Below are 21697 nucleotides of genomic sequence, written 5' to 3'. Positions count from 1 at the left end.
GGCCTATCAGATACATCCATGAGAACTGGAACGCACATCACACATTCACGGTCAATCTGCTGAGCGGTGTACCCGATGAATAGTGTCTGGAGTACACCTCTTTGCATTTGTGTATCTTTGAGAACATCCTGTGGGCAGCGGTCTCTGAACCATAGACCTTCCAACATCCGATACATTTCGGGCATCTTCCGTTGTTCTCTATGAATCCTCTCACATCATCCAACGGATATCCCAAGAAGATGCCGATCTCGTGAGGCAGACAGCCATTCTTTTCTATCATATCCTTAAGGGATGACAATAACGTCGACGTATCTTTCACGTCATATCCTTTTTTGGATAGATAATCGATGGATTCCGTATCCATCCTTTCGATCAGATTGGTCCTGTGGGTGTAGACTATCGTTCCGCAACCCATCTCAAAACATGTTATGGTGACACCGCGGGGATTGAGTATGTCACTAAGGCGTTTCGTTTCGAAGGCAATTTCGCTGTATGGGCAGCCAACCCTGAATAAGCTGCCGCATTTTATCCCCGCGAGTGTCGGGGCGCATTGTTCCACGATGCGCTTTTCTACCATCAATTTAGGAAAGGCTAAATTCATATAAATAATTTAGGCTTGACTAAAAATTGAGATAAGATTTAAGACTTGATACACATACATACGAAGCATGGCAGATACACTCAAATTCACCGAACCGAAATTGGATAACGAAGAGGATGCAGCATTCGCCAAAGCGATCGATGTCGTCCTCAGTACCGGGAAGTCGGATTACCCTAGTTATATCGGTGGATTGAAGGTCGCATCAGGGATGTCGGCCGATGTATTCAGCCCGATAGACAATACGATAATATTCGGAACATACCAAGAACCCGAAGAAGGTCTCGTGGAGAGGGCCGTATCCGTCGCCAAAGAGGCATTTGCCAAGTGGAGCAAGGTGAGTGTGGATGAGAGGATATCGATATTCGAGAAGGTCGTCGCAAAGATCGAGCAGCAGAGGTTCAGATTGGCGGCCATGGTATCCATCAGCGTGGGCATGGACAAGACATGCGCACTCGAAGAGGTGGACACTTTAGTATCTGTCATAAGGAACGCATGTTCCGATCTGAAGAAGAAGGATGGTAAGGCACAGGGTGTGTGGGCAGTACTGTCATCATACAACTCTCCATTGGCCGCACCGATAGGATACGCATCCGTAGCGATCCTCGCAGGTAACACCGTCGTCATGACGCCATCCGTCCACTCTACACTTCCTGTATATTATATGTATAATGTATTGGTAGAATGTGGCGTACCCGACGGGGTACTCAATATCATCACAGATTCTACAAGCAAATCATCCGAGGATCTCGCCAATAACCTCGATGTTGTCGGCGTAGCTGCATCCGGTTCAGGCGAGAAGATGGAGGATCTGATGTTCCTTCAGGCGGATGATGAGTTGAAGTTCATCAACGAGATCAAAGGGATGAATCCTATCCTCGTGTACAAACCGGCGAACATGAAATCCGCGGCAAAGGCCGTATTGGATGCCGCATTCAGATTCAGCGGACAGTTGATCAGTTCCTGTTCAAAAGTCATCCTCATAGAAGGACAGCAACAGGAGTTCGTCAAGAACATACTCGCAGAAGCCAATTCCATGAAGATCACCGACCCCACGACACCTGATGCATACACAGGTCCGGTCATATCAGAGAGGAAAGTTGCGGATTTCAAAGATATGCTCGATTCCGTAAAGAGTAACGTCATATTCGGCGGTAAGAGGATCAAAGATCCGATGACCGAGAACGGCTACTATGTTCAACCCGCGATAGTCATGGGGCTCGATGATGAGCACGATCTCAACAACATGGACAGTGCATTACCGATATTGTCCATACAGGTGGCATCCGACCTCGATGATGCGATGGACATAATCAATTGTACAGAATACGGATTATCAGCAGGTATCATCACCAAGGATGAGGCTGTATCGAAGAGGTTCGTGGAAGAGGCCGATGCGGAATATGTCTTCGTGAACGATCGCAAGGTGCCGACAGCGGCTTCCAAGGCGATCGTGAATAATTTCATGGATTGATGTGACAGGGTATGCCTGACGGTGTGGATGTACTACTGGGCAATCAGCGTAAGGGCGTGGTCGCATTGGCCATCCCGCTATGCCTTGCATTCCTGATACAACAAGCGAACAGTTTCATCGATACGCTATGGGTATCGGGACTTGGTTCCAAGGAATTGGCAGCTATAGGTATCGTCGCACCGATATACACCGCATTGGTCGGTGCAGGGACAGGTCTTGGTATCGGTATATCATCCGCGATATCGAGGAGCATAGGCAGAGGCGACAGAGCACATTGCGACAGGGTCGCAGGCCAAGGTATCATCCTTACGGTCGTGACATCGATCATACTCACAGTTTTTCTTATAACAACAGCTGAACCCGTTCTCTTGATGTTCGGAGCACGCGATACCATCAGTGAATGCCTTAGTTACGCATATCCGTTGTACATCTGCACATTGTTCCTCATCCTGTCGGGTGTACTATCAGGCATGTTACGTGGAGAGGGTGCTGCAAAGCGTTCGATGTATGTTCAAGTGTTATGTGCAGTCCTGAACATGATCCTGGATCCGATAATGATCTATGGATTGGGCATGGGCATAACAGGTGCGGCATGGGCCACATCGATATCATTCATGATCTCCATCGTACCGGGGATATATTGGTATCTCGTGAGGAGGAATACCTTTGTCTCATTGAAGAAAGAGGATTTCGTAAGGGACAGGTCCACGATGAAGGAGATCATGTCCGTGGGTTTCCCGGAGATGTTGGAGCTTTCCATAATGAATGTGTTCACACTGTTCCTGAATTTCTTCATCGTGATAGTCGGTGGGACGGATGCCGTTGCCGTATACGGTGTGTGCATGAGAATATTCATGCTATTGATGACGCCTGCTCAGGCGATAGGCGGCGCATTGGTGTCGATATGCTCTGCAGAATACGGTATGCGTAGATTCGATATGATCAACGATGCATTCAGATTCTCGATACATCTGTCATTGATCATCACCACAATACTGACGATCATCCTCTGTATCCTGAATGGATTGTTCACAGGTATGATCACAGGATCCAGCGGCATGCCGTACATGTACGATTCGATGTACAAACTCGTTGCGATATGTGCAGTGTCGATGATACCATTCGCTTTGGTGTATGTCGGTTCCGGTCTATTGCAATCATTGAACAAGGCAGGCCATGCGATGGTCAACACATTGTTCAGGAATATGTTCCTCGTCCTCTGTTTCGCAGTGGGAACGTATGTGATCGGGACATTGGATGCCGTGTGGTATGCCAACATCGTGGCGGAGATCGTCGGAGGTTCGATGATGTTCATCCACGCAAGATACATGTTCAAGCAGGTATCGGCAAGGATCGGATCCAATAATCCATCCAATGCGTGATATCATAGCAAGGACATCAGTACGAATTCTCTCGCATAAAGGAATGTCAATATCGTCGGTATCAGAAGACATCCTGTAAGGTATACCCTCCCGATATCGAATCTTATGGGGATGAACCCGATCATGGTGGATACGATCAATATGAAAGTCCCATAAGGCCCTGTGAATGACGCTACCAACACGATTATCAGGATCAGACATAGACGATTGACCTTCGAGATGTCGAATCTGGAAACGATATCGCACATCACCATACCACAACGGATCGTCATACGATATGCGATGAACGTTGCGATGGCAGCGGTCGTCAGCAATATCAGGAATCTCTCATTCAGTATGCCGATGACATCATCGCCAAGGATATCCTCCACGACCATCATGGCCCCAGATCTTCCCTTCCCTGATACCGACAACGTTGTGAGCATCATTATCGCGGATGCCGACCCGATCGATGCAGTCATAGAGATGAAATCCTCCGCTCTCTTCACAGAGGAGAACATCGTACCGATTATCGAACCCGTGGTGGATGTGATCCCTGGGAACCATCCCGTGAGACTTCCCATGAGCACACCCTTGATCCCAGGGATAGGAGATACAGGGAATTCATCATCATCGTATTGTTCAACGACCTCACTCTTCTTCAGCGATTCCAACATCGCAGGCATACCGAACAATCCGGACAGCATAGGGAAGAGTAACGTACCATCGTCCATGATGCCATTGCAAGGTATATCCAGATCCATGCATGCCAATCCAAGGCATCCTGATATCAGGAGTATGATGATACTCATGATCATCCTCTTGATACCCTTCTCATTCATCACCAATATCATCACGACAGCACAGAGGACGAATGCCGTTATGCTGTCCAGATAATCCCCCAGGCCATTCATCAGAAGGAATTGCAATGGGATGGCGAGAACGATCGATACGCATGAACCTACGCAACTGCCTATCGCAGCGGATCTCACCGCCACCATTCCGCGACCATCATTCAACAGCCTGTGTCCAGGCAACATTGATACGACATCATCGGGATCCGGTGCACCTGTGAATACTGACGGTACATAATCCACTGATGAATGCACTATCGTTGCAGACACTATGCAACAGCATACCGCTATCGGAACATATCCCGTTGGAATGAACGGTTCCAACACACATTCCATCGGCCCATATGCTGCCAACATCATCGTCGCTAAGGTATTGACATGGATACCTGGTACCATTCCGGAGAATGTCCCCATCGCAGCACCTATGAGTGACATGGTGACGATCATCAGGACGATGTCTACGATCACACATCCGATGACCTTATGCCCATGGTTATAATCGAGATATTACAGTTAGTCCCGTTCCATTTCTCACAAGTCATTTATACGCATGTGCGATAGCAACCCCTCAGATATCATGGATGTCGAAGAAAGATACGCGCTGATAACAAGGAATGTTCAGGAACTCACCACGGGCGAAGAGCTGAAGGCACTCCTCGCTAAGGAGGGCTATCAGCCTACAGCGTATATCGGATTCGAACCGTCCGGTCTCGTCCACCTCGGATGGGCATTGGTCGCAGCGAAGATCAAGGATCTTTGCGATGCAGGGATCAAGGTCATAATCTTCTGGGCAGATTGGCACGCATACATCAATGATAAGCTCGGCGGGGACATCGAGAACATCCGCATATGTGCAAAATACTTCGAGGATTGCTTCATCGCACTCGGAGTACCTAGAGATAAAGTGGAGTTCAGATATGCATACGAGCTCTTGGACGGCATAGACTACTGGGAGAAAGTGATCAAAATCGCGAAGGTCACATCACTCTCAAGGGTCAAGAGAGCGATGACCATCATGGGTCGTTCCGAGAACGATGCCGATCTTGATACATCGAAGATCTTCTACCCCATACTTCAGGCAGCGGACATATTCTACTTGGATGTGGACATATCCTACGCAGGATTGGACCAGAGAAGAGCGAACATGCTCGCACGTGATGCAGCCGACAAACTCGGATGGAAGAAACCCATCGCATTGCACACACCTCTCCTCCCAGGACTCAAGGGCGGACAGAGGATGGATCCCGCAATGTTGAAGAAGGAGGACGCGGACATCGACACATCATTCAAGATGTCGAAGAGCGACCCCAACGCAAGCCTTAGGATCCACGACACTCCAGAGGACATCAGGAGGAAGATGAAGAAGGCATTCTGCCCTCAGGAGAGGGAGGATGAATCCATCAACCCTGTGCTCATGGTCTGTAAGAGCATCATATTCCCCAAACTTGGAAAGATCGAGATAACATTCCCTGAGAAATTCGGAGGAGGTTCAGCCGTCTACAACAGCTACGAGGAACTCTCCGAAGCATACTTCAGCGGTAAACTGTTCCCTTCGGATCTCAAGAGCGGTGCAGCAGAGGGACTTATAAAGGTCCTTGAACCGGTCAAAGAATACTTCGATGAGCACCCTGAGAACTATGAGGCGATGCAGAGGGTCCTCAAGAAACTCGGTAAACTCTGAATCACTCATCAGGGTCGTCGGAAACGACTTCCCTGTTCTTCTTTATCTTTCTGAACTCATCCATCGTTCTGGAATTACATATGTGGAGCATAGCCTCCACATCACCGATCCCAGAGAGTCCTGCGGCACCATCGTGGCCACCACCATCTGTAGTGGTCTCATAACCGATGCCTTTGATTATCTCTCCAAGATTGATCCCTCTGCGGACCATCTCCTGTGTCGCCCTTGCGCTGAGACGGAAATTATCATCGCGCTGTGATGCTACGAACGCTACATCCGCACCGGCCGCCATCAATGCTCTGCATCCGGATGCTTCGAAGCTACCGCCATACGAAGTGGCGACTATCATATCTCCGACACGTTCGAACTTGGATCTTCCGATGCATTTCATGTTGGCTACACGTTCGGACATGCTGGCCTCGGTGCGTGTCAGTGCCAATGCCTCATCCATCTGGATGCCTGTCTTCTCCAAGATATATGCAAAATCCTTCAATAGGACATAATCGCCATATTGGAAGTGTCCCGAATCGGTGAGCATTCCCCCAAGGAGCATCAATCCTACATCACGTGTAAGTTCGATACCGTTCTCGCGTATGATATCGAGTATGATCTGAGCGCATGCACATTTGTCAGGGTCGCAATAGAAATCATCACACTTCCATTTCCCTGAAGGCAGGTGATGATCGATCACAAGACAGTTCGCAGGTATGCTGAAGCCCTCCATTCCGAACTGTTCAGGGGACGATGTATCGACGACAACAACAAGATCATAATCATTAAGGTCGCACTTCTCGATGACATCGAATCCTATCTTCTCCTGTACGAATCTAGATACGCGATCGATGCCGCAAGGTGCGTAGATGTCACATGTCGGAAAACATCTTGAGATCGCATAGGCAGACGATATGGCGTCCATGTCGGCATTGCCGTGGACCATTACGACCTTCTTCCCACCCTTCAGTTTATTCGCGATCTCTTCGTACATCAGTCGAGGAGATTGAATCTAGATATAAAATAACCAGCTTTTTTGTAGTCTGAAGATGTGAGGATTTGAGAACACCATCATTCTATGTCCTCTTTTAAAACCAAGGTATCATGCTGTGGGTAGGGCCCGATGATCGATCCATCGGACCCATTTCCCTGATCAGCGCCTCATCGCAAGCACTGCGATAAGTAAGAAGACAGCGGCACCGCCGACCACCACATAGAGGTTCTTGACGCCATCGATCATCTCTTCGTCCATGAATTCCTTGGTCTTATCAAGGAACTTGTCGAATGTCTCTTTGATGGTGTCGAGCGTACCCTCCTTTATGGGTGCGTCAGACCACTGTGCATAGAGTGTGAGGTTCTGACTGATCGTGATCGTCTCTCCACCCTTGTATGCCGTCCCGCTTCCATTCTTCGCTGTATTCCAACCATTGAATGAGAAGCCTTCTTTAGTTGGTTTTGCGGATGAGATCTTGGTCACGCCCGTAGCATCAGTCGAGATGCTACCGGGTCCGCCCTGACCACCGTTGTTGTCATACGTCACAACGTACGTGACAACAGTGCCTGCATCCGCGATCCATTTCGCATGGAGTGTAACGTCTCCGGTAATCGGAGTGTTGTTCCACTTCTCGGTCAACCTGCTATCGAGATACCATCCGCCGAAGGTGTAACCGTTCCTCACTGTTGTTGGGATCGTTGGTGTCGAACCTACTTTCACAGTCATCGGGCTGATCGCTGTTCCGCCATATGTTGAGAAGTTGATGGTAGCATCATCTCCACCGTATTTGTTGGGGGCAAGAGGTAATGGAAGTGAGAATCCGTATCTGGTCGTTGTACTCGTGTTGTGCGACACAGCGGTCGTGAGTCTGTTGTCATCCTTGGTATTCTGACCGACAAGGAGGTATGTGTGACGCAGATTGTTACCACTGCCTCCGACGGGATCATCCCATGTGACATCCACAGTGTACCATGAATTACCAACATAGACGAGGTTCCACATGTGTCCATCTGCTCCATTGCCATTATTCGCAAGGCCTACGACCATCACACAAGGGATGTCATAGTAATCACATGCCATCTTTAACGATTTCGCATATCCTTCACAAACTACTCTGTGGTCTCCGACCAAGGCTTTGTACGGGCTACGGATGGAATTATTTGTAACTCCTGAGGATTTCTCAGCATTCAATTCGGTCGTAGCATATGTCAATAGATTGACCAAATAATCGTGGATCTTTGTTATCTTTTCATCAGGGGTCCCTGTTGTGGCGCCTATCGATTTGATGACATTATTGATGGCAGCGTTCTTTGCGGCTGTATTCTCATCATCGATCACAAACGTGATCTCTACATTCTTCACCATTTTTCCAGATGAAGTACTCTTGTAGGTGGCCGATGAACAATACATGTCAGGCCTTTCCAGATGTAAGCAGTTGATCAATTTGCCGAAACTGTTTTTCAATTTTGCAGAGTTACCACCAACACAATCATCGTAGAGTCCGTTGATCTTGCTTTCCGGTATGGTGACAACGACTTCTTTACTACCGTTGTTGGTCTCCAACAGTTTATCATAAGCATATTTCATAGGAGCATCCAGTTGGTTATAGTACCACCTGGATGATTCCTCTACACTCATTGCTTCAGTGTCATCATCGTAGATCGATACTGTGAAAGGTATCGATGCGAGAAGCATGACGGTCACTAGCAAGAATGCGTACGTTTTGCCATGTGCGGATTTCATAACCTCATTATGAAGTGATTATTAATCCATTTATCGACATGGACCAAGGAAAAAACTTCCATTTTATGACTTAAAGTTCATAAATCGATTGAAAATCATAAAAAAGGGTTGGAATGGAAAGGGTTTCATTCGGATTTCTGGCCCATCGCTTTGTTGAGGGATTCCTGCATACTCTCGTATTTCTCACGAAGAGCAACTTCCTGGCGTTCCATGGATTTCACACGGACCTCCATGGTCTCCTTACCCTCTTCAAGCTCAGCTTTTACCGAATCTTTGTTGTCGACCTTGATCATGAGCGATCCTACGTTCTTGTAGACATCGCCTGTTGCCTTGTCAAGTTCGCTGATGGTCCTCTCGATCTCTTTGATCTGTGCGTCCATCTGAAGTTTCTGCGAGGATACGGCCTGAAGCTGTTGCTGGAGCTGTTGGAACTGAGCAATCTGATTCTGCAATTGGGGACTGATGCTGTTCATTCAATTCACCTTTGCTATTCTGCTGATATCTTCGGTTATGCGTATACATCCAAGGTATGAATTGAGTGCAGCTCTCATCGCCGTAGTGTCGTTCGCTTCTATCCTGATCACAGCTTCATTGTCTGAACCTGAGATCTCGACATGCGTACGGGGTAACTCGCGCCCTGCTTCCGGTCTCAAAGAAGAGATGATAGTCTCCGCATCAGCGGAAACTATCCTCAATTCTGCACTCAACATGATCGTACTCAGTCCGACTTCAGGACTTTCTTGACGTTAGGTCTCTCCTTGAAGAAGATCTTGGATCCGCACTTCTCACACTGGAGTCCCAACGCATTGACATTCCTGATAGGTTCGTTGCATTTAGCACATCTGTACAATCAAATCACCTCTGGATCGAATCACTCGCCGATTGTTGCCTTCTTAAGGTCAGGTGAGTATGCGCCAGCTGCGTATTTTGCACCGCAGTGTTTGCATGCCCAGATGCCTGAGCTCACTCTCTTGACTGAGGTGTGGTGGCACACGGGGCATTCATGACTCTTCTTCTGGTTGGCTTCGATTGTCCTCACTCTGTTACGAACGACGACACCGTACCTTGCACCAAACCTTCCGGCTGTACCGGCTTTCTCTGTTCTCTTTGACATCTTTATCACCCAATGATCTTTCTGATCTCTTTGCCCTTTGCGACGGCCGCATCAAGGCACTGGCTGAGCTCATCGAGTGTGATTGAGCCCTTTCCGCCCTTCTGCATCGCCCTGAAGTTGCCTTTGTCATCGGTCGTGATCGTCAGGCGAGCAGTTGAGATGTGTTCTTCGTCGAAATTCGGGTCTAATATTAAAGTGTTATCTATCTTACTTGCTGTGATCGAGATAGGCGTACATGTGATCGGGAGTGGTTGGTTCTCACCGAGCTCATATTGCTCATAGGGGATCACGGCAGTCTTCAATGCGAGCACTGCTGCGAGGTTGGCGGCATCGAAGAGATTTCCATCATAGTCGAGAGCGTACATGTCGATGAAGCACATCCATACCTTCACACCCTCTTCCACACAGAGTTTCTCTACATCCACCATCTTCGATTCGCGTATTCCACGGTCAACGACACGTGCGAGCTCGATCGCATCCTCTCCTGGCGGACCGCTCTCGAATGATGGGTGCGCCATCGGCAGGAATTCCATTCCTGTGGTGAGGACTCCTTCCCTCGGGGTGTCCGGGAATGGCGTACCAGGTATGATCTTCACACCCGCGATGACCTCTGTCTTTCCGAGTTTGACCCTCGCGGATCCGTCTGCGGATTCAATGCAGTTGGTGACGTACGAGATGTCCCTGTAGTCTGTGAATCTGCGTCCGTCCTCTCTCTTTCCATCTTTCAGGAGCTTCACGATGTGGTCGCGTTTGATCTCTGATATGACGATATCACTCATCTTCCTCGACCTCCTCTTTCTTTGTGCTGTACCTTCTCTTCAAGGCATCCTTCTGGATGTCGTAGAGTTCATGACATGCGCCCACTGCCATGGAGATCGCTTTGTCGAACTCTTTCCTTGTCATGTTACCATCCATCTGAAGGAGAACGATCTCATCCGTTGACGGTACGATTGCGATAGGGACATCGGCCTCTCCGTAGTTGTCCTCTTCTTTGTTGAGATCGAGGAGGACCTTTCCATCTGCCTTACCTGCAGCACATGCGGGAACGATATCCCTCATGGGTATTCCTGCATCAGCCAATGCGACAGAGGCTGCTGTGAGTCCTGCACATCTTGTACCTGCGTTAGCCTGAAGGATCTCGATGTAGACATCGATGGATGCACGGGGGTAGAGTTCTGTCAGAACGACATTCTCCAATGCCTCTGCCGTGATCTTCGAGATCTCGATGGATCTTCTGTCCGGTCCAGGTCTCTTACGGTCACTGACCGAGAATGCCTGCATATTGTATTTGCACTGTATGATCGCCTTGTTAGGGTTCTGAAGGTGCCTGGGGTGGCATTCCCTGGGGCCGTAAACGGCTGCAAGGACCTTGTTCTTCCCTATCTCTACGTAGGCTGAACCGTCCGCATTGTTGAGAACTCCAGCCTCTACTTTGAATTGTCTGTGTTGATCGGCGGTCCTGCCGTCAATCCTGATTCCTTTCTTGTCAACTAAAACCATGTCGGTGTGTCCGCTCATAATCATTCCTCCCCTGCACCAGGTAGTCTCTCCTCGATGAGGGCCTTCACTTTCTCAGTGAGATTTCCTTTCTGCGAGTTCTCTTCGATATATCTTATAGCATCGGCAGCGACCTCTGCGTTCTCATCGTCGCCGTCGATCCATATCCTGCCGTTCTGTCCTATGAATATGCGGCAGTCGGTCATGTTCTTGAGCATTTGGATCATTGATCCGCTCTTTCCGATGATCCTTGAGACCTTACAGTAAGGTACGTCCACGATCATTCCGCCATCGAGTTTTCTAAGGCCGGAGTCATTCATGGTGACCTGTATCTTCTTACTTTCATCGACCATCAATATCTTGAGGAGAACAGCGTCTCCGACGTTCAGATATTTGGATGTGTCTCCGAATTCCACTTTCCACGGCACTTCATTGACATGAAGGGGCGCCGGATATGGTGCACTGATGTCCACCATCCAGTTGGATGCTGCGATGTCGTTGATGATTCCGATCACCGTGTCGCCTGTCGATGGCATGTACACGCCACCGATGGGCATGACGCTGATCCCGTTCTGTGAGTAATTCTTCACGCCGAGGATCGCAGCATACAATTTGCCGTCTCTCTCGTATGTGTTGTCGCCACCCTTTTCGCCTCTTGTGCTGAGGACGTCACCGGGCACCACGATCTCACGAGATGGTCTGGCATTCCTTTTTTCCATTTTATCACTTCTCGAATGTAATTTCGCTCACTGTATCAATCTGACCTCAGAATGGCCCTTGGTCCTGTTGTTGAGCTTTGTTGTAAGTTCTGTAATGAGTCCTGCAGGGATCTCCATGACGCCGATCCATGATCCGTCATTGGTCCATTCCTCCCTTTCCACGACCCCATAACCTGCAAGGTCACCGTAGCATTTCGCATAATCGTCCCCTTTGATCCTTATGGCCACCCTGCTCTTCTCGAACTTGATAGGTATCAATGGCCTCAGGAGATGCATGGCCTCTTCGACCTGTTTCTCCACGGATTTGAATGGATCGACGTGGAATTTACACTCCTCCAATGCCAATTCTATCCTTGTAGGCGGGTGGGGTAGTTTCGTCTGAGGGTTGATCGCATTGGCGGAGATGTATGCGACGATCTTCTTCCTCTTGATCTCGAGCATCTCCTTCCTTTGCTCAGCGGTTATCTGCACCTCTCCCTTGGAGATGATCTTGGATGCGATCTCGCAGATATCGCTGGTGCCGAATGCTTCTTTGACCTTCTCTTCTGCAGGTCTCGTACCTTTTCTGGCGTTGTTGAAGACGTCCTCTACAGCCATGTAGTCGACGAGGTCCACTTCCTTGCCCTGCTTTATGAAATTCATCACAGCAGGGTCCAAAAGGATCTCGAACGTTTCGCCATGAGTCTCAAGGCGGGCAACGATCGCGTCTTCAAGATTCACCATGGCAACACCTTTCACTCTTTGCCGATGAATGCAGAGATCTCATCATCGGTGAATCTTCTGAAGGGTTTGTTGACCGTGACGATACCTGCTTCCATGGTCTGAGGTGTGGGCTTATCGTCCGTAGCGGCAGCGAGTGCCTTGAGTCCGAGGGCCATTGCCTCATCCAGGGTCATGTCGTCCTTGTATTCCTTCTCGAAGACGTCGAGTACGACCGGGCGACCCGAACCGATGCATCCTGCCTTGTATGCTACGAGTGCTCCTGACGGATCGGTCTCAAAGAGGTGTATCCCGAGATCATCGGCACCTGCTACGAGGAGTGCAGTACCGAACGGGCGTCCTCCGCCGTATTGTGTGAAATACTGTTTGTAGTCGCAGACCTTCTTCACGAGTCCTTCAACAGTGATGTTCTCGTTGTATGTGAGTTTGTGGTTCTGAGCATTCTTCCTGGCTTCATCGACGAGTACCCTTGCATCGGCGACAAGGCCTGATGTTGCACAGCCGATGAATTCGTCGATGTTGTAGATCTTCTCGATAGACTCCGGTTCAACGAGTCTGCTGGAGACATGCTTGTCCACTAACAGGATCACACCATCCTTGAATTTCAGACCGATGGTGGTCGTACCTTTCTTGACCGCTTCACGTGCGTACTCGACCTGGAAAAGCCTTCCGTCGGGTGAGAACACAGTGATACCTCTGTCATAGGCCATTTGTCCTGGTTGCATTGTTTTAGCTCCTTACAATGGATGGTATCGCGACGTTGTATAAAGTCATTCGTGTACCTTATTTACGCGCGGGTACTTTGGTACGTTTGAGCACCTCATACTTGTCCCGGAGCGTCCTGAGGGTTCCTGAGGTCTTGATAGGCACTGCGGACTCATCAGCTAGCCTGAGGGTGTCGATATCATTGCACACGTCATCGGGTGTCGACCTTATCACAGCCCACCCTTCGGCACACTGAACGACATATGGCGCATCACCTCCTTTGAGTGCACGCAACTTCGAGATGAGTGCCTCTCTTGTCAGTTCCGCATCCACTTTGAATGCGACATATCTCCTGCGACCTCTGACGGATTTCACGACCATTGCCCATCACAAATCATTCGTCGTATCTATATGTTGCACTGCATTTCGAGCATTTATCGTTGCTGAAGTGCATCTCATGGCCGCAGATGCACCTGAACGTACCATCCTTCCACGGGGTCACGGTGTTGCATGATGGGCATATATTCCCATCCAATTGTTCGTGGCATGCGTAACATTCGCCTTTCCTGCTATCGCGTTCCGTCATGCTGTTCGATGCAGCTTTACAATACGGGCATTCTCCCGTTCCGTCGATGCAATCGTTGTGAAAGACCTTCCCGCAACTGCATTCCTTCACGGTGTCCTCTTCCACCTTTCCGAAGCAGATGTCGCACTTGGCATCCACCGTGTCCATGTCCAAAAAATGAGTAGGTTTTCTCATCGATTGGCCTTCGACATCCTTTCTCGTACGGTTTTTTCTCAGGATCAGGAATGAGGTGAGGAACAATGCAACGAATATCGCACATAGCACATAGTATGTCTGTGCCAGTACGTTCAAGGAGATGTTCATACCGCCCTCGACCGATTCTTTGATTAATATACTTTATTCGTTCAATTAATTCGAATACTGGCCACTGTTCATCCATATTTTATATCCGATTATCGGAACTAATTTTATTTTTTCAACAATTTCATTTGTAGCATTACCTATTGAGGTAATTTATTTGATAATACATTTTTTACATATCTGGCTATGAAATTTTTAGGATTAACTCAATAATTGTTGGGAAAGAAATAATTTGGTTTTTTAAGAGCCTTTAATAAATGTCATGTATGATATATAATAGTTATTTAGAAACGATTAAAATACCTCAACAGATACTCTATCCTCGTTCCAAACTATACAAATAGTAACGGAGGCAAAGATTTGACTAAATCAGCGTTGGTTATTGGTGCAGGAATTGCAGGTATCCAGGCTTCGTTGGATCTCGCAGGAAGGGACATCCACGTCTACCTCGTAGACAAAGACCCCACCACCGGTGGAAAGATGTGCCGTCTTGACAAGACATTCCCCACGAACGACTGTTCAGCTTGTATCCTTTCACCTAAGATGGCAGATGTTGCCGGCCATCCGAACATCACGACACTCACTTATACTGAGGTTATGAAGGTCGATGGAAAGGCAGGAGATTTCAAGGTCACAGTCAAGAAGAAGCCCAGATACGTGGATCTCACGAAATGTACAGGCTGCGGTGACTGTATCGCAAAATGTCCTACGAAGAATATCCCTGATGAGTTCGAGTACGGTCTTTCCACAAGGAAAGCGATATACATCCCTCACGCACAGGCAGTTCCCAGGGTCGCATTGATCGATCCCAACTACTGTAAGAAGATTCTTGCAGGAAAGTGTGGTGTCTGTGAGAAGACTTGTCTTAAGGGTGCAATCAACTATGAGGACAAAGAGGAAATCGAGGTTCTCGATGTAGGTTCGATCGTTGTAGCAACAGGATTCCAGGTTTGGGACGCTAACATTGCAACGGAATACGGCTACGGCAGATACGACAATGTTGTAACATCCATGGAATTCGAGAGGATGATGTGCGCATCAGGTCCTGACCACGGACACATCAAGAGAAGGTCCGAGGATCACGAGGAGCCCAAGAAGATCGCATTCGTCCAGTGTTGCGGTTCAAGGTCCGAGAAGAAAGGATGGAAGAAATACTGTTCATCCGTCTGCTGTATGTACGCGACCAAACAGGCAATGATTACAAAGGAACACGCAGATGTTCAGGAAGATATCTTCTTCATGGACATCAGGTCCTATGGTAAAGAGTTCGAGGCATACATCCACAGAGGAGAGGATCAGTACGGCATCAACATGCACAGGTCCTCACGTGTCTCAAACGTAGAAGAGAACGCAGACAAGACACTCACGGTCAACTACACAGATGCGAATGGAGACCCCAAATCGGATGTCTTCGACCTCGTAGTCCTCTCAGTCGGTCTCAACCCGCCTGCAGGAGCAGAGGAGTTCTCCAAGATCCTTGGAATCAACCTCAACGAGTACGGATTCTGTGAGACCTCGGTCTTCCACCCACTTGAGACATCAAGAGAGGGAATCTATGTATCTGGTGCATTCGCAGCACCCAAGGATATCCCGACAACTGTCGCAGAGTCCTCAGGAGCAGCAGCGAAGGCAGGAGCATGCATCGTAGATGCCAACTTCGAGCCTTGCGCACCCAAAGAGTTCCCCGCAGAGAAGGATGTCGCAGGAGAGGAGCCCAGGATCGGAGTTTGGGTTTGCGAATGCGGTATCAACATCGGTGCGACCGTCAACGTCCCCGAGGTTGCAGACTACGCAGCAACACTCCCCGGAGTCGTCTACTCCACAAAGACAATGTACGCATGTGCACAGGACACACTCCAGGCAATCTCCCAAGCAATCCAGGAGAAGAACCTCAACAGGGTCGTCGTCGCATCATGCACACCCAGGACACACGAGCCCCTCTTCAGGAACGCTTGCCGCGAAGGTGGACTCAACCAGTACCTCTTCAACATGGCCAACATCCGTGACCAGTGTTCATGGATCCACATGCACGAGCCTGAGAAGGCCACACTGAAGGCAAAGGACCTTCTGAGGATGGCAATCGCAAAGGCACACTACCTCGAGCCTCTTGAGGGTGCGAAGATTCCCGTCACGAACGCAGCAGCAGTCATCGGTGGAGGTATCACAGGTATGACCACAGCTCTCGACATCGCCGCACAGGGATACCCCGTACACCTCGTCGAGAGGGCAGGACAGCTCGGAGGACACGCACTCCAGTTCAGGCACTCAGAGGACGGAGTCGACACAGCAGCATTCGTCAAGGATCTCGTCGACAAGGTCAACGCGAACAAGCTCATCACAGTCCACCTCAACTCAGAGGTCAAGGACATCCCGGGATTCGTCGGAAACTTCAAGCTCCAGCTTAAGGACGGATCCGAGTACGACGTCGGTGCAGTCATCCTCGCAATAGGAGCGACACCTTACGTGCCCACAGAGTACAACTACGGAAAGGACTCCAAGGTCATCGTCAACCTCGAAGCAGAGAGGATGATCGCAGAGGGCAAATTCAACGCAAAGAACGTCGCATTCATCCAGTGTGTCGGTTCAAGGTCTGATGACGTGAAATACTGTTCACGTGTCTGCTGTGCAACCTCACTCAGGAACGCGATCAAGATCAAACTCGCAGATCCCACAGCGAACGTCATGATCTTCCACAAGGACATCAGGACATACGGATTCCGCGAGGAGATGTACAGAAAGGCATCAGAGGTCGGTGTCAGATTCCTCAGGTACCGTGACACGGATCCTCTCCCAGAGTATGATGGTAACGTCGTGAAGGCATTCGACACGATCCTCGGTAAAGAGGTCGAGGTCCCTGTGGACTGCGTCGTTCTCGCCAACGGTATCAAACCCGACAGAGAGGAGAAGGAAGAGATCGCAAAGATGCTTAAGGTCCCGATCAGCAAGGACGGATACTACTTCGAGGCTCACCAGAAACTCAGGCCCGTCGACTTCGCAACAGAGGGTGTCTTCGTTGCAGGTCTCGCACACTGGCCCAAATTCATGGACGAGTGTCTCGCACAGGCATCAGGAGCAGCTTCAAGGGCACTCACGATCATCTCGAAACCATACCTCGTTTCAGAGGGTATCATCGCTTCAGTCAACGAGACATACTGTGACGGATGCGGTGTCTGCGAGGGATGCTGTGAGTACAAGGCAATCTCTATCATAGAGGTAGATGGAAAGAAGAAGAGCAGCGTCAACGCAGGTCTCTGTAAGGGATGCGGATGCTGTGTCGCAGCATGTCCGTCAGGAGCAATGGAGCAGAAAGGATTCACATCCCAACAGATCATTGCTGAGATCGATGCATGTCTCGACTTCCCTGTTGGAGGACAGTGATTATCATGGCAGATTTCGAACCAAGAATCGTAGCTTTCTGCTGCAACTGGTGTTCATACGCCGGAGCAGACGGTGCAGGAGTTGCAAGGCTTCAGATGCCTACCAACTTCCGTATCATAAGGACAATGTGCTCTGCAAGGGTCGACCCTGAGTGGGTCCTCAGGTCATTCGCAAAGGGTGCTGACGGAGTCATCATCCTCGGATGCCACCCCGGTGACTGCCACTACATCGGCGGTAACTACAGGGCAAGAAGAAGGATCGCACTTCTGAGGATGGTCCTCGAGCAGTACGGATTTGACCCCAAGAGGATGAAACTCGAGTGGGTATCCGCATCAGAGGGAGAGAAATTCCAGAAGACGATCGTAGAGTTCGTCGACACCATCAAGGCACTCGGACCTACACCTCTCAAGAAGGAGGAGTGAAAATGGGATTCTTTGATAAGATATTCAAGAAGGGCAAGAAGGCCGAGAAGGAAGCAGCTCCCGCAAAGAAGAAAGCGGCACCCGCCGCAGCTCCTGCAGCAGCACCTTCCGCAGGCGGATACGTTGCAAACTCCCCCATCGAGGGATACGTCCCCGGTCTCGGAGCACCTGCGAACGGAAAGATCAAGATCGCACTCTACTGGGCAGCAGCTTGCGGTGGATGCGATGTCTCGATCCTCGACAGTGATGAGAAGGTCCTCAACATCGGTGCGATGGCAGACATAGTCATGTGGCCTATCGCAGCAGATGGAAAAGAGAAGGACATCGAGGCAATGGAAGACGGTTCCATCACAGTATCGCTCATAAACGGTGCAGTCAGGAACTCAGAGAACGAGCACATGGTAAAACTCCTCAGGAAGAAATCCAAGCTCGTCATCGCTTACGGAACATGCGCATGTTTTGGAGGAACACCTGCCCTTGCCAACCTCGTTGGCGACGGAAAGGAGATTCTCGACTACGTATACGACAAGACTCCCTCATCGGCTGATTTCCAGGCAGCATACCACAAGGACAAGCCTGTCATCCCCCAGACATCAACACAGGTGCCTGAAGGAGAGGTCACACTCCCTGTGTTATATGACACAGTGAAATCACTTGACCAGGTCATCGATGTCGATTACAGCGTCCCCGGATGCCCGCCCACACAGGAAACGATCGGAAAGCTCCTCAACGCACTTGTCGACTTCGTCTACAACGGTGTCCCGCTCCCACCAAAGGGAACGATGATCGGTGTAGAGGACAAGACACTCTGTGACGAGTGCCCCAGGCACAAGGAGAACAGGAGAATCGAGGCAATCTACGAGCCTTACCAGGTCAACGTGGATCCGGATCTCTGTCTTCTCGATCAGGGTATCCTCTGTCTCGGTGCAGCTACTGTCGCCGGTTGCGGTGCAAAATGTACCATAGTCGGACAGCCTTGCCGTGGATGCTACGGACCAACAAAGGCAGTTCAGGAACAGGGAGCATCAATATTCACAGCGATCGCATCATTGTATCCTGTGCTTGACGATGATCCCACATGCGGAGAGGACAAGATCGCGGATGTCATGTCGAACATCAAGGATCCGCTCGGATACTTCTACGCATTCACAATGTCTAAGGCATTGATCAAATCAAAAGTCAAAGAAGGAGGTCAGTAAATGGCTGGACCTATCATTTGGGATGAGAAAACAAAAGCGACAGGAAAGAAGATCACTGTCGACCCGATCACACGTCTCGAGGGTCACGGAAAGATCGAGATCTTCCTCGACGACAGCGGAAACGTCCAGAACGCATACTGGCAGGTCCCTGAGGTCAGAGGATTCGAGAGATTCTGTGTCGGAAGGAAGGTAACAGAGCTCAACCAGATCACTGCAAGGCTTTGCGGTGTCTGTCCTGGAGCACACCACCTTGCTGCAACGAAGGCGATCGATGGATGTTACAACGCAAAACCGACCCCCACAGCATTCAAGCTCAGGGATCTGTTCTACAACGCACACTTCGTGCACAGCCACATCGCGCACTTCTACGCATTGGCAGCACCTGACTTCGTTCTCGGTCCTGCATCACCTGCAGCGAACAGGAACGTTCTCGGAGTTGTCGGTGCAGTCGGACTCGAACTCGGAGGAGCAGTCCTCAGGGCAAGGTCCAAGGCACAGAGGATCCAGGCGATCATCGGTGGAAAGGCAACACACCCCCTCATGGGAGTTCCCGGTGGAGTCTCAACGACTATCACGAAGGAACAGCAGAACGAGATCAAGAGCTACGCTCAGGATCTTGTCGACTTCGCAAAGACCTCGATGCAGGTCTTCAACGATGTCGTCCTCGGAAACAAAGAGTACGTGGACATCATCGCCAACAAGGATCTGTACTACCAGGAGTCCTACTACATGGGTCTCGTCGGTAAGGACAACGCACTCGAGTTCCACGATGGACCTGTGAGAGTCGTTGACCAGAAGGGTGCAGAGTTCGACAGATACGATGCGTTCGATTACCTCGACCACATCTCAGAGGCTGTCGAGCCCTGGTCATACGAGAAGTTCCCGTACTTGAAGAAAGTCGGATACAAGGGACTGTACTCAGGACCTGACAACGGTCTCTACCGTGCAACACCGCTCTCAAGGCTCAACGTGTGCGACAAGATCAGTACGCCTATCGCACAGGAAGAACTCGAGAGGTACCGTGGATTCTTCAAGGACCTCGGAGTACCATGCGAGAACGGAAAACCGATCGTCAACTTCACACTCGCAACACACTGGGCAAGGATCATCGAGATGATCTACGCTGCAGAGAGGTGTCTCGAGAACGCGAACGATCCGGACATCACCAACAGTGATATCAAACAGACGGATCTCGTACCCGGAGGACGTGGAGTCGGTTGTGTGGAGGCACCGAGAGGAACACTCACACACGACTACACATGCGACGAGAACGGTATCGTTACAGCATGTAACCTTGTTGTCGGAACGACCAACAACAATGGACCTATCAACGTAGATGTCTGCAGGGTTGCGAAAGCACTCATCAAGAACTACGACGTCTCACCCGGTCTGTTGAACATGGTCGAGATGGCATTCAGGGCATACGACCCGTGCAACTCCTGTGCGACACACAGCCTGCCCGGACAGATGCCTTTGACAGCTGTTATCAGGAACAGTGACGGTTCAATCTACGACACTGTTTCACGCGACTAAACACATTATTGGGGGGCGAAAGCCCCCAAATATAATATTAAACTCAGCGACCCCTGGGGCCTCTTCTAAGATTTCTCATCTCATAGCGATCCTTGACCATGATATCCTTGCGTTTTCCAAGGTCTATCCCGTCAAGGAGGAACATGTGCGCATTATCAAGATCGAGGAAGGTTTCATTTATCAAAGGACCAAGGAAATTCCCGTTGCATATATTCATGGGCGATCCTCCAAGCATCCTGTTGAATGATGGTGTGATGATGAATGTCTTGGGGAATGTCTCATATCTTCCCCCTCCAGAGATGAAATTCCCCCGTACCCAACATGGTTCGGTGGTCTGGTTGCCGACACCATCCTTGAACATGACCGCAGGGTGTTCGTGGGCCATAATCAGCGTATCGGATCTCATGACATCCTCATTCGGCCAAGTATGTCCATGTATGAAGCCGACATCATCGATCCTCATTCCAGAGGATGGTCTGATCCTTATCCCTGAGGGGATGAAATCCTCTATGTTCGTATCGTGATTCCCTCTGACGATATCTATGTTGCTGAATCTTTCACGTAACTGCTCGAAGAAATCGGGGATCTCTCTGTATTCCTGTTTGGATGAACCTGGAACGGAATCCTTCACATCGCCGAGTACGATGAGATGATCGCAATCGTTAGAGTTCTCCAATATGCAGTTCAGCATATCCTTGGTCTTCGATGTAAGATTGAATCCTTTTTTCAATAGATGTGATTCGACACCGATATGCAGGTCGGATATGACCATGATGTCATTGACCTTCAGAGCAGGGATGCCATATATCGGTTGTATGTCGGCCATAC

At 49.6% G+C, this 21697-nt stretch carries 23 protein-coding genes; 7 read left to right on the top strand and 16 right to left on the bottom strand.

The genetic code is table 11. The annotated features are described in order from the left end of the window. Window positions 1-37 precede the first annotated feature (37 nt). A complete protein-coding gene (locus tag ACI2NF_RS01070) occupies window positions 38-577 on the bottom strand; it encodes a DUF3793 family protein (protein ID WP_400147612.1) in 540 nt (179 codons plus the stop codon). Window positions 578-668: 91 nt separating this feature from the next. Here ACI2NF_RS01070 and ACI2NF_RS01065 point away from each other — a divergent pair, with 91 nt between their 5' ends. Both ACI2NF_RS01065 and ACI2NF_RS01060 read left to right on the top strand, forming a co-directional pair. After that, window positions 669-2072, top strand: a complete 1404-nt coding sequence (locus ACI2NF_RS01065; protein WP_400210957.1) for an aldehyde dehydrogenase family protein — start codon at window positions 669-671, stop codon at window positions 2070-2072. Between the two features lie 11 nt (window positions 2073-2083). Next, window positions 2084-3454 (top strand): MATE family efflux transporter, encoded by a 1371-nt coding sequence (locus tag ACI2NF_RS01060; RefSeq protein WP_400210956.1) that lies wholly within the window; start codon window positions 2084-2086, stop codon window positions 3452-3454. A gap of 2 nt (window positions 3455-3456) precedes the next feature. Here the strand turns inward: ACI2NF_RS01060 and ACI2NF_RS01055 are convergent, their stop codons facing one another. Continuing rightward, entirely contained in the window at window positions 3457-4755 is a 1299-nt protein-coding gene (locus ACI2NF_RS01055) for a tripartite tricarboxylate transporter permease (RefSeq protein ID WP_400210955.1), read from the bottom strand. Window positions 4756-4864: 109 nt separating this feature from the next. On the opposite strand from ACI2NF_RS01055, the gene ACI2NF_RS01050 reads away from it, so the two are divergent. Beyond that, window positions 4865-5968: a tyrosine--tRNA ligase gene (locus tag ACI2NF_RS01050; RefSeq protein WP_400209573.1), complete on the top strand. Its 1104-nt coding sequence runs from the start codon at window positions 4865-4867 to the stop codon at window positions 5966-5968. Window position 5969: 1 nt separating this feature from the next. On the opposite strand, the gene ACI2NF_RS01045 is transcribed toward ACI2NF_RS01050, so the two are convergent. The 13 genes from ACI2NF_RS01045 to ACI2NF_RS00985 form a co-directional block, all read right to left on the bottom strand. Beyond that, window positions 5970-6953: a DHH family phosphoesterase gene (locus ACI2NF_RS01045; RefSeq protein ID WP_400147626.1), complete on the bottom strand. Its 984-nt coding sequence runs from the start codon at window positions 6951-6953 to the stop codon at window positions 5970-5972. 159 nt (window positions 6954-7112) lie between these two features. After that, window positions 7113-8696, bottom strand: a complete 1584-nt coding sequence (locus tag ACI2NF_RS01040; protein WP_400149753.1) for an InlB B-repeat-containing protein — start codon at window positions 8694-8696, stop codon at window positions 7113-7115. Window positions 8697-8821: 125 nt separating this feature from the next. Beyond that, on the bottom strand, window positions 8822-9169 hold the full coding sequence (locus ACI2NF_RS01035; RefSeq protein WP_177971745.1) for a prefoldin subunit beta: 348 nt from the start codon (window positions 9167-9169) through the stop codon (window positions 8822-8824). Beyond that, on the bottom strand, window positions 9170-9406 hold the full coding sequence (locus ACI2NF_RS01030) for a KEOPS complex subunit Pcc1 (protein ID WP_177971746.1): 237 nt from the start codon (window positions 9404-9406) through the stop codon (window positions 9170-9172). It abuts the gene before it with no gap. A gap of 8 nt (window positions 9407-9414) precedes the next feature. Continuing rightward, window positions 9415-9546: a DNA-directed RNA polymerase subunit P gene (locus ACI2NF_RS01025; protein ID WP_048112863.1), complete on the bottom strand. Its 132-nt coding sequence runs from the start codon at window positions 9544-9546 to the stop codon at window positions 9415-9417. Window positions 9547-9567: 21 nt separating this feature from the next. Beyond that, window positions 9568-9810: a 50S ribosomal protein L37ae gene (locus ACI2NF_RS01020; RefSeq protein WP_177971747.1), complete on the bottom strand. Its 243-nt coding sequence runs from the start codon at window positions 9808-9810 to the stop codon at window positions 9568-9570. A gap of 5 nt (window positions 9811-9815) precedes the next feature. After that, window positions 9816-10589 carry an exosome complex protein Rrp42 gene (gene rrp42 / locus ACI2NF_RS01015; protein WP_400206314.1) on the bottom strand — a complete coding sequence of 258 codons (774 nt, stop codon included), beginning with the start codon at window positions 10587-10589 and terminating at the stop codon, window positions 9816-9818. Beyond that, window positions 10582-11331 (bottom strand): exosome complex exonuclease Rrp41, encoded by a 750-nt coding sequence (gene rrp41 / locus ACI2NF_RS01010; protein ID WP_400147647.1) that lies wholly within the window; start codon window positions 11329-11331, stop codon window positions 10582-10584. Before rrp41 ends, rrp42 begins: the two co-directional genes overlap by 8 nt. Further along, window positions 11331-12026 (bottom strand): exosome complex RNA-binding protein Rrp4, encoded by a 696-nt coding sequence (gene rrp4, locus ACI2NF_RS01005; protein ID WP_400147635.1) that lies wholly within the window; start codon window positions 12024-12026, stop codon window positions 11331-11333. Before rrp4 ends, rrp41 begins: the two co-directional genes overlap by 1 nt. Before the next feature lie 27 nt (window positions 12027-12053). Continuing rightward, entirely contained in the window at window positions 12054-12749 is a 696-nt protein-coding gene (locus ACI2NF_RS01000; protein ID WP_177971751.1) for a ribosome assembly factor SBDS, read from the bottom strand. Window positions 12750-12760: 11 nt separating this feature from the next. After that, entirely contained in the window at window positions 12761-13471 is a 711-nt protein-coding gene (psmA, locus tag ACI2NF_RS00995) for an archaeal proteasome endopeptidase complex subunit alpha (RefSeq protein ID WP_177971752.1), read from the bottom strand. A 58-nt stretch (window positions 13472-13529) separates the two neighbouring features. Further along, a complete protein-coding gene (locus tag ACI2NF_RS00990; RefSeq protein ID WP_400196946.1) occupies window positions 13530-13832 on the bottom strand; it encodes a hypothetical protein in 303 nt (100 codons plus the stop codon). A gap of 13 nt (window positions 13833-13845) precedes the next feature. Next, entirely contained in the window at window positions 13846-14340 is a 495-nt protein-coding gene (locus tag ACI2NF_RS00985; protein ID WP_400210954.1) for a hypothetical protein, read from the bottom strand. A 357-nt stretch (window positions 14341-14697) separates the two neighbouring features. Here ACI2NF_RS00985 and ACI2NF_RS00980 point away from each other — a divergent pair, with 357 nt between their 5' ends. The 4 genes from ACI2NF_RS00980 to ACI2NF_RS00965 are packed head-to-tail and all read left to right on the top strand — an operon-like array spanning window position 14698 to window position 20869. Further along, window positions 14698-17715, top strand: a complete 3018-nt coding sequence (locus ACI2NF_RS00980; protein ID WP_400148085.1) for an FAD-dependent oxidoreductase — start codon at window positions 14698-14700, stop codon at window positions 17713-17715. Between the two features lie 5 nt (window positions 17716-17720). Then, entirely contained in the window at window positions 17721-18137 is a 417-nt protein-coding gene (locus ACI2NF_RS00975; RefSeq protein WP_177971755.1) for a hydrogenase iron-sulfur subunit, read from the top strand. A gap of 2 nt (window positions 18138-18139) precedes the next feature. Next, window positions 18140-19336: an NADH-quinone oxidoreductase subunit B family protein gene (locus tag ACI2NF_RS00970; RefSeq protein ID WP_400148083.1), complete on the top strand. Its 1197-nt coding sequence runs from the start codon at window positions 18140-18142 to the stop codon at window positions 19334-19336. After that, entirely contained in the window at window positions 19337-20869 is a 1533-nt protein-coding gene (locus tag ACI2NF_RS00965) for a Ni/Fe hydrogenase subunit alpha (protein WP_400148081.1), read from the top strand. It abuts the gene before it with no gap. Window positions 20870-20912: 43 nt separating this feature from the next. Here the strand turns inward: ACI2NF_RS00965 and ACI2NF_RS00960 are convergent, their stop codons facing one another. Further along, window positions 20913-21695 carry a metallophosphoesterase gene (locus ACI2NF_RS00960; RefSeq protein WP_400148080.1) on the bottom strand — a complete coding sequence of 261 codons (783 nt, stop codon included), beginning with the start codon at window positions 21693-21695 and terminating at the stop codon, window positions 20913-20915. Between the last annotated feature and the right edge of the window lie 2 nt (window positions 21696-21697).

It is taken from the genome of Candidatus Methanarcanum hacksteinii, assembly GCF_964305265.1.
GTDB lineage: Archaea > Thermoplasmatota > Thermoplasmata > Methanomassiliicoccales > Methanomethylophilaceae > Methanarcanum > Methanarcanum hacksteinii.
This window is presented reverse-complemented; position numbering and strand designations above follow the sequence as displayed.

Coding starts and splice junctions, on each gene's coding strand:
- ACI2NF_RS01030 (WP_177971746.1), bottom strand. CDS start 9,406: ATGTTGAGTGCAGAATTGAGGATAGTTTCCGCTGATGCGGAGACTATC.
- ACI2NF_RS01065 (WP_400210957.1), top strand. CDS start 669: ATGGCAGATACACTCAAATTCACCGAACCGAAATTGGATAACGAAGAG.
- ACI2NF_RS01020 (WP_177971747.1), bottom strand. CDS start 9,810: ATGTCAAAGAGAACAGAGAAAGCCGGTACAGCCGGAAGGTTTGGTGCA.
- ACI2NF_RS01070 (WP_400147612.1), bottom strand. CDS start 577: ATGGTAGAAAAGCGCATCGTGGAACAATGCGCCCCGACACTCGCGGGG.
- ACI2NF_RS00970 (WP_400148083.1), top strand. CDS start 18,140: ATGGGATTCTTTGATAAGATATTCAAGAAGGGCAAGAAGGCCGAGAAG.
- ACI2NF_RS01035 (WP_177971745.1), bottom strand. CDS start 9,169: ATGAACAGCATCAGTCCCCAATTGCAGAATCAGATTGCTCAGTTCCAA.
- ACI2NF_RS01040 (WP_400149753.1), bottom strand. CDS start 8,696: ATGAAATCCGCACATGGCAAAACGTACGCATTCTTGCTAGTGACCGTC.
- rrp42 (WP_400206314.1), bottom strand. CDS start 10,589: ATGAGTGATATCGTCATATCAGAGATCAAACGCGACCACATCGTGAAG.
- ACI2NF_RS00985 (WP_400210954.1), bottom strand. CDS start 14,340: ATGAACATCTCCTTGAACGTACTGGCACAGACATACTATGTGCTATGT.
- ACI2NF_RS01045 (WP_400147626.1), bottom strand. CDS start 6,953: ATGTACGAAGAGATCGCGAATAAACTGAAGGGTGGGAAGAAGGTCGTA.
- ACI2NF_RS00965 (WP_400148081.1), top strand. CDS start 19,337: ATGGCTGGACCTATCATTTGGGATGAGAAAACAAAAGCGACAGGAAAG.
- psmA (WP_177971752.1), bottom strand. CDS start 13,471: ATGCAACCAGGACAAATGGCCTATGACAGAGGTATCACTGTGTTCTCA.
- rrp4 (WP_400147635.1), bottom strand. CDS start 12,026: ATGGAAAAAAGGAATGCCAGACCATCTCGTGAGATCGTGGTGCCCGGT.
- ACI2NF_RS00960 (WP_400148080.1), bottom strand. CDS start 21,695: ATGGCCGACATACAACCGATATATGGCATCCCTGCTCTGAAGGTCAAT.
- ACI2NF_RS01060 (WP_400210956.1), top strand. CDS start 2,084: ATGCCTGACGGTGTGGATGTACTACTGGGCAATCAGCGTAAGGGCGTG.
- ACI2NF_RS00975 (WP_177971755.1), top strand. CDS start 17,721: ATGGCAGATTTCGAACCAAGAATCGTAGCTTTCTGCTGCAACTGGTGT.
- ACI2NF_RS01000 (WP_177971751.1), bottom strand. CDS start 12,749: ATGGTGAATCTTGAAGACGCGATCGTTGCCCGCCTTGAGACTCATGGC.
- ACI2NF_RS01050 (WP_400209573.1), top strand. CDS start 4,865: ATGGATGTCGAAGAAAGATACGCGCTGATAACAAGGAATGTTCAGGAA.
- ACI2NF_RS00990 (WP_400196946.1), bottom strand. CDS start 13,832: ATGGTCGTGAAATCCGTCAGAGGTCGCAGGAGATATGTCGCATTCAAA.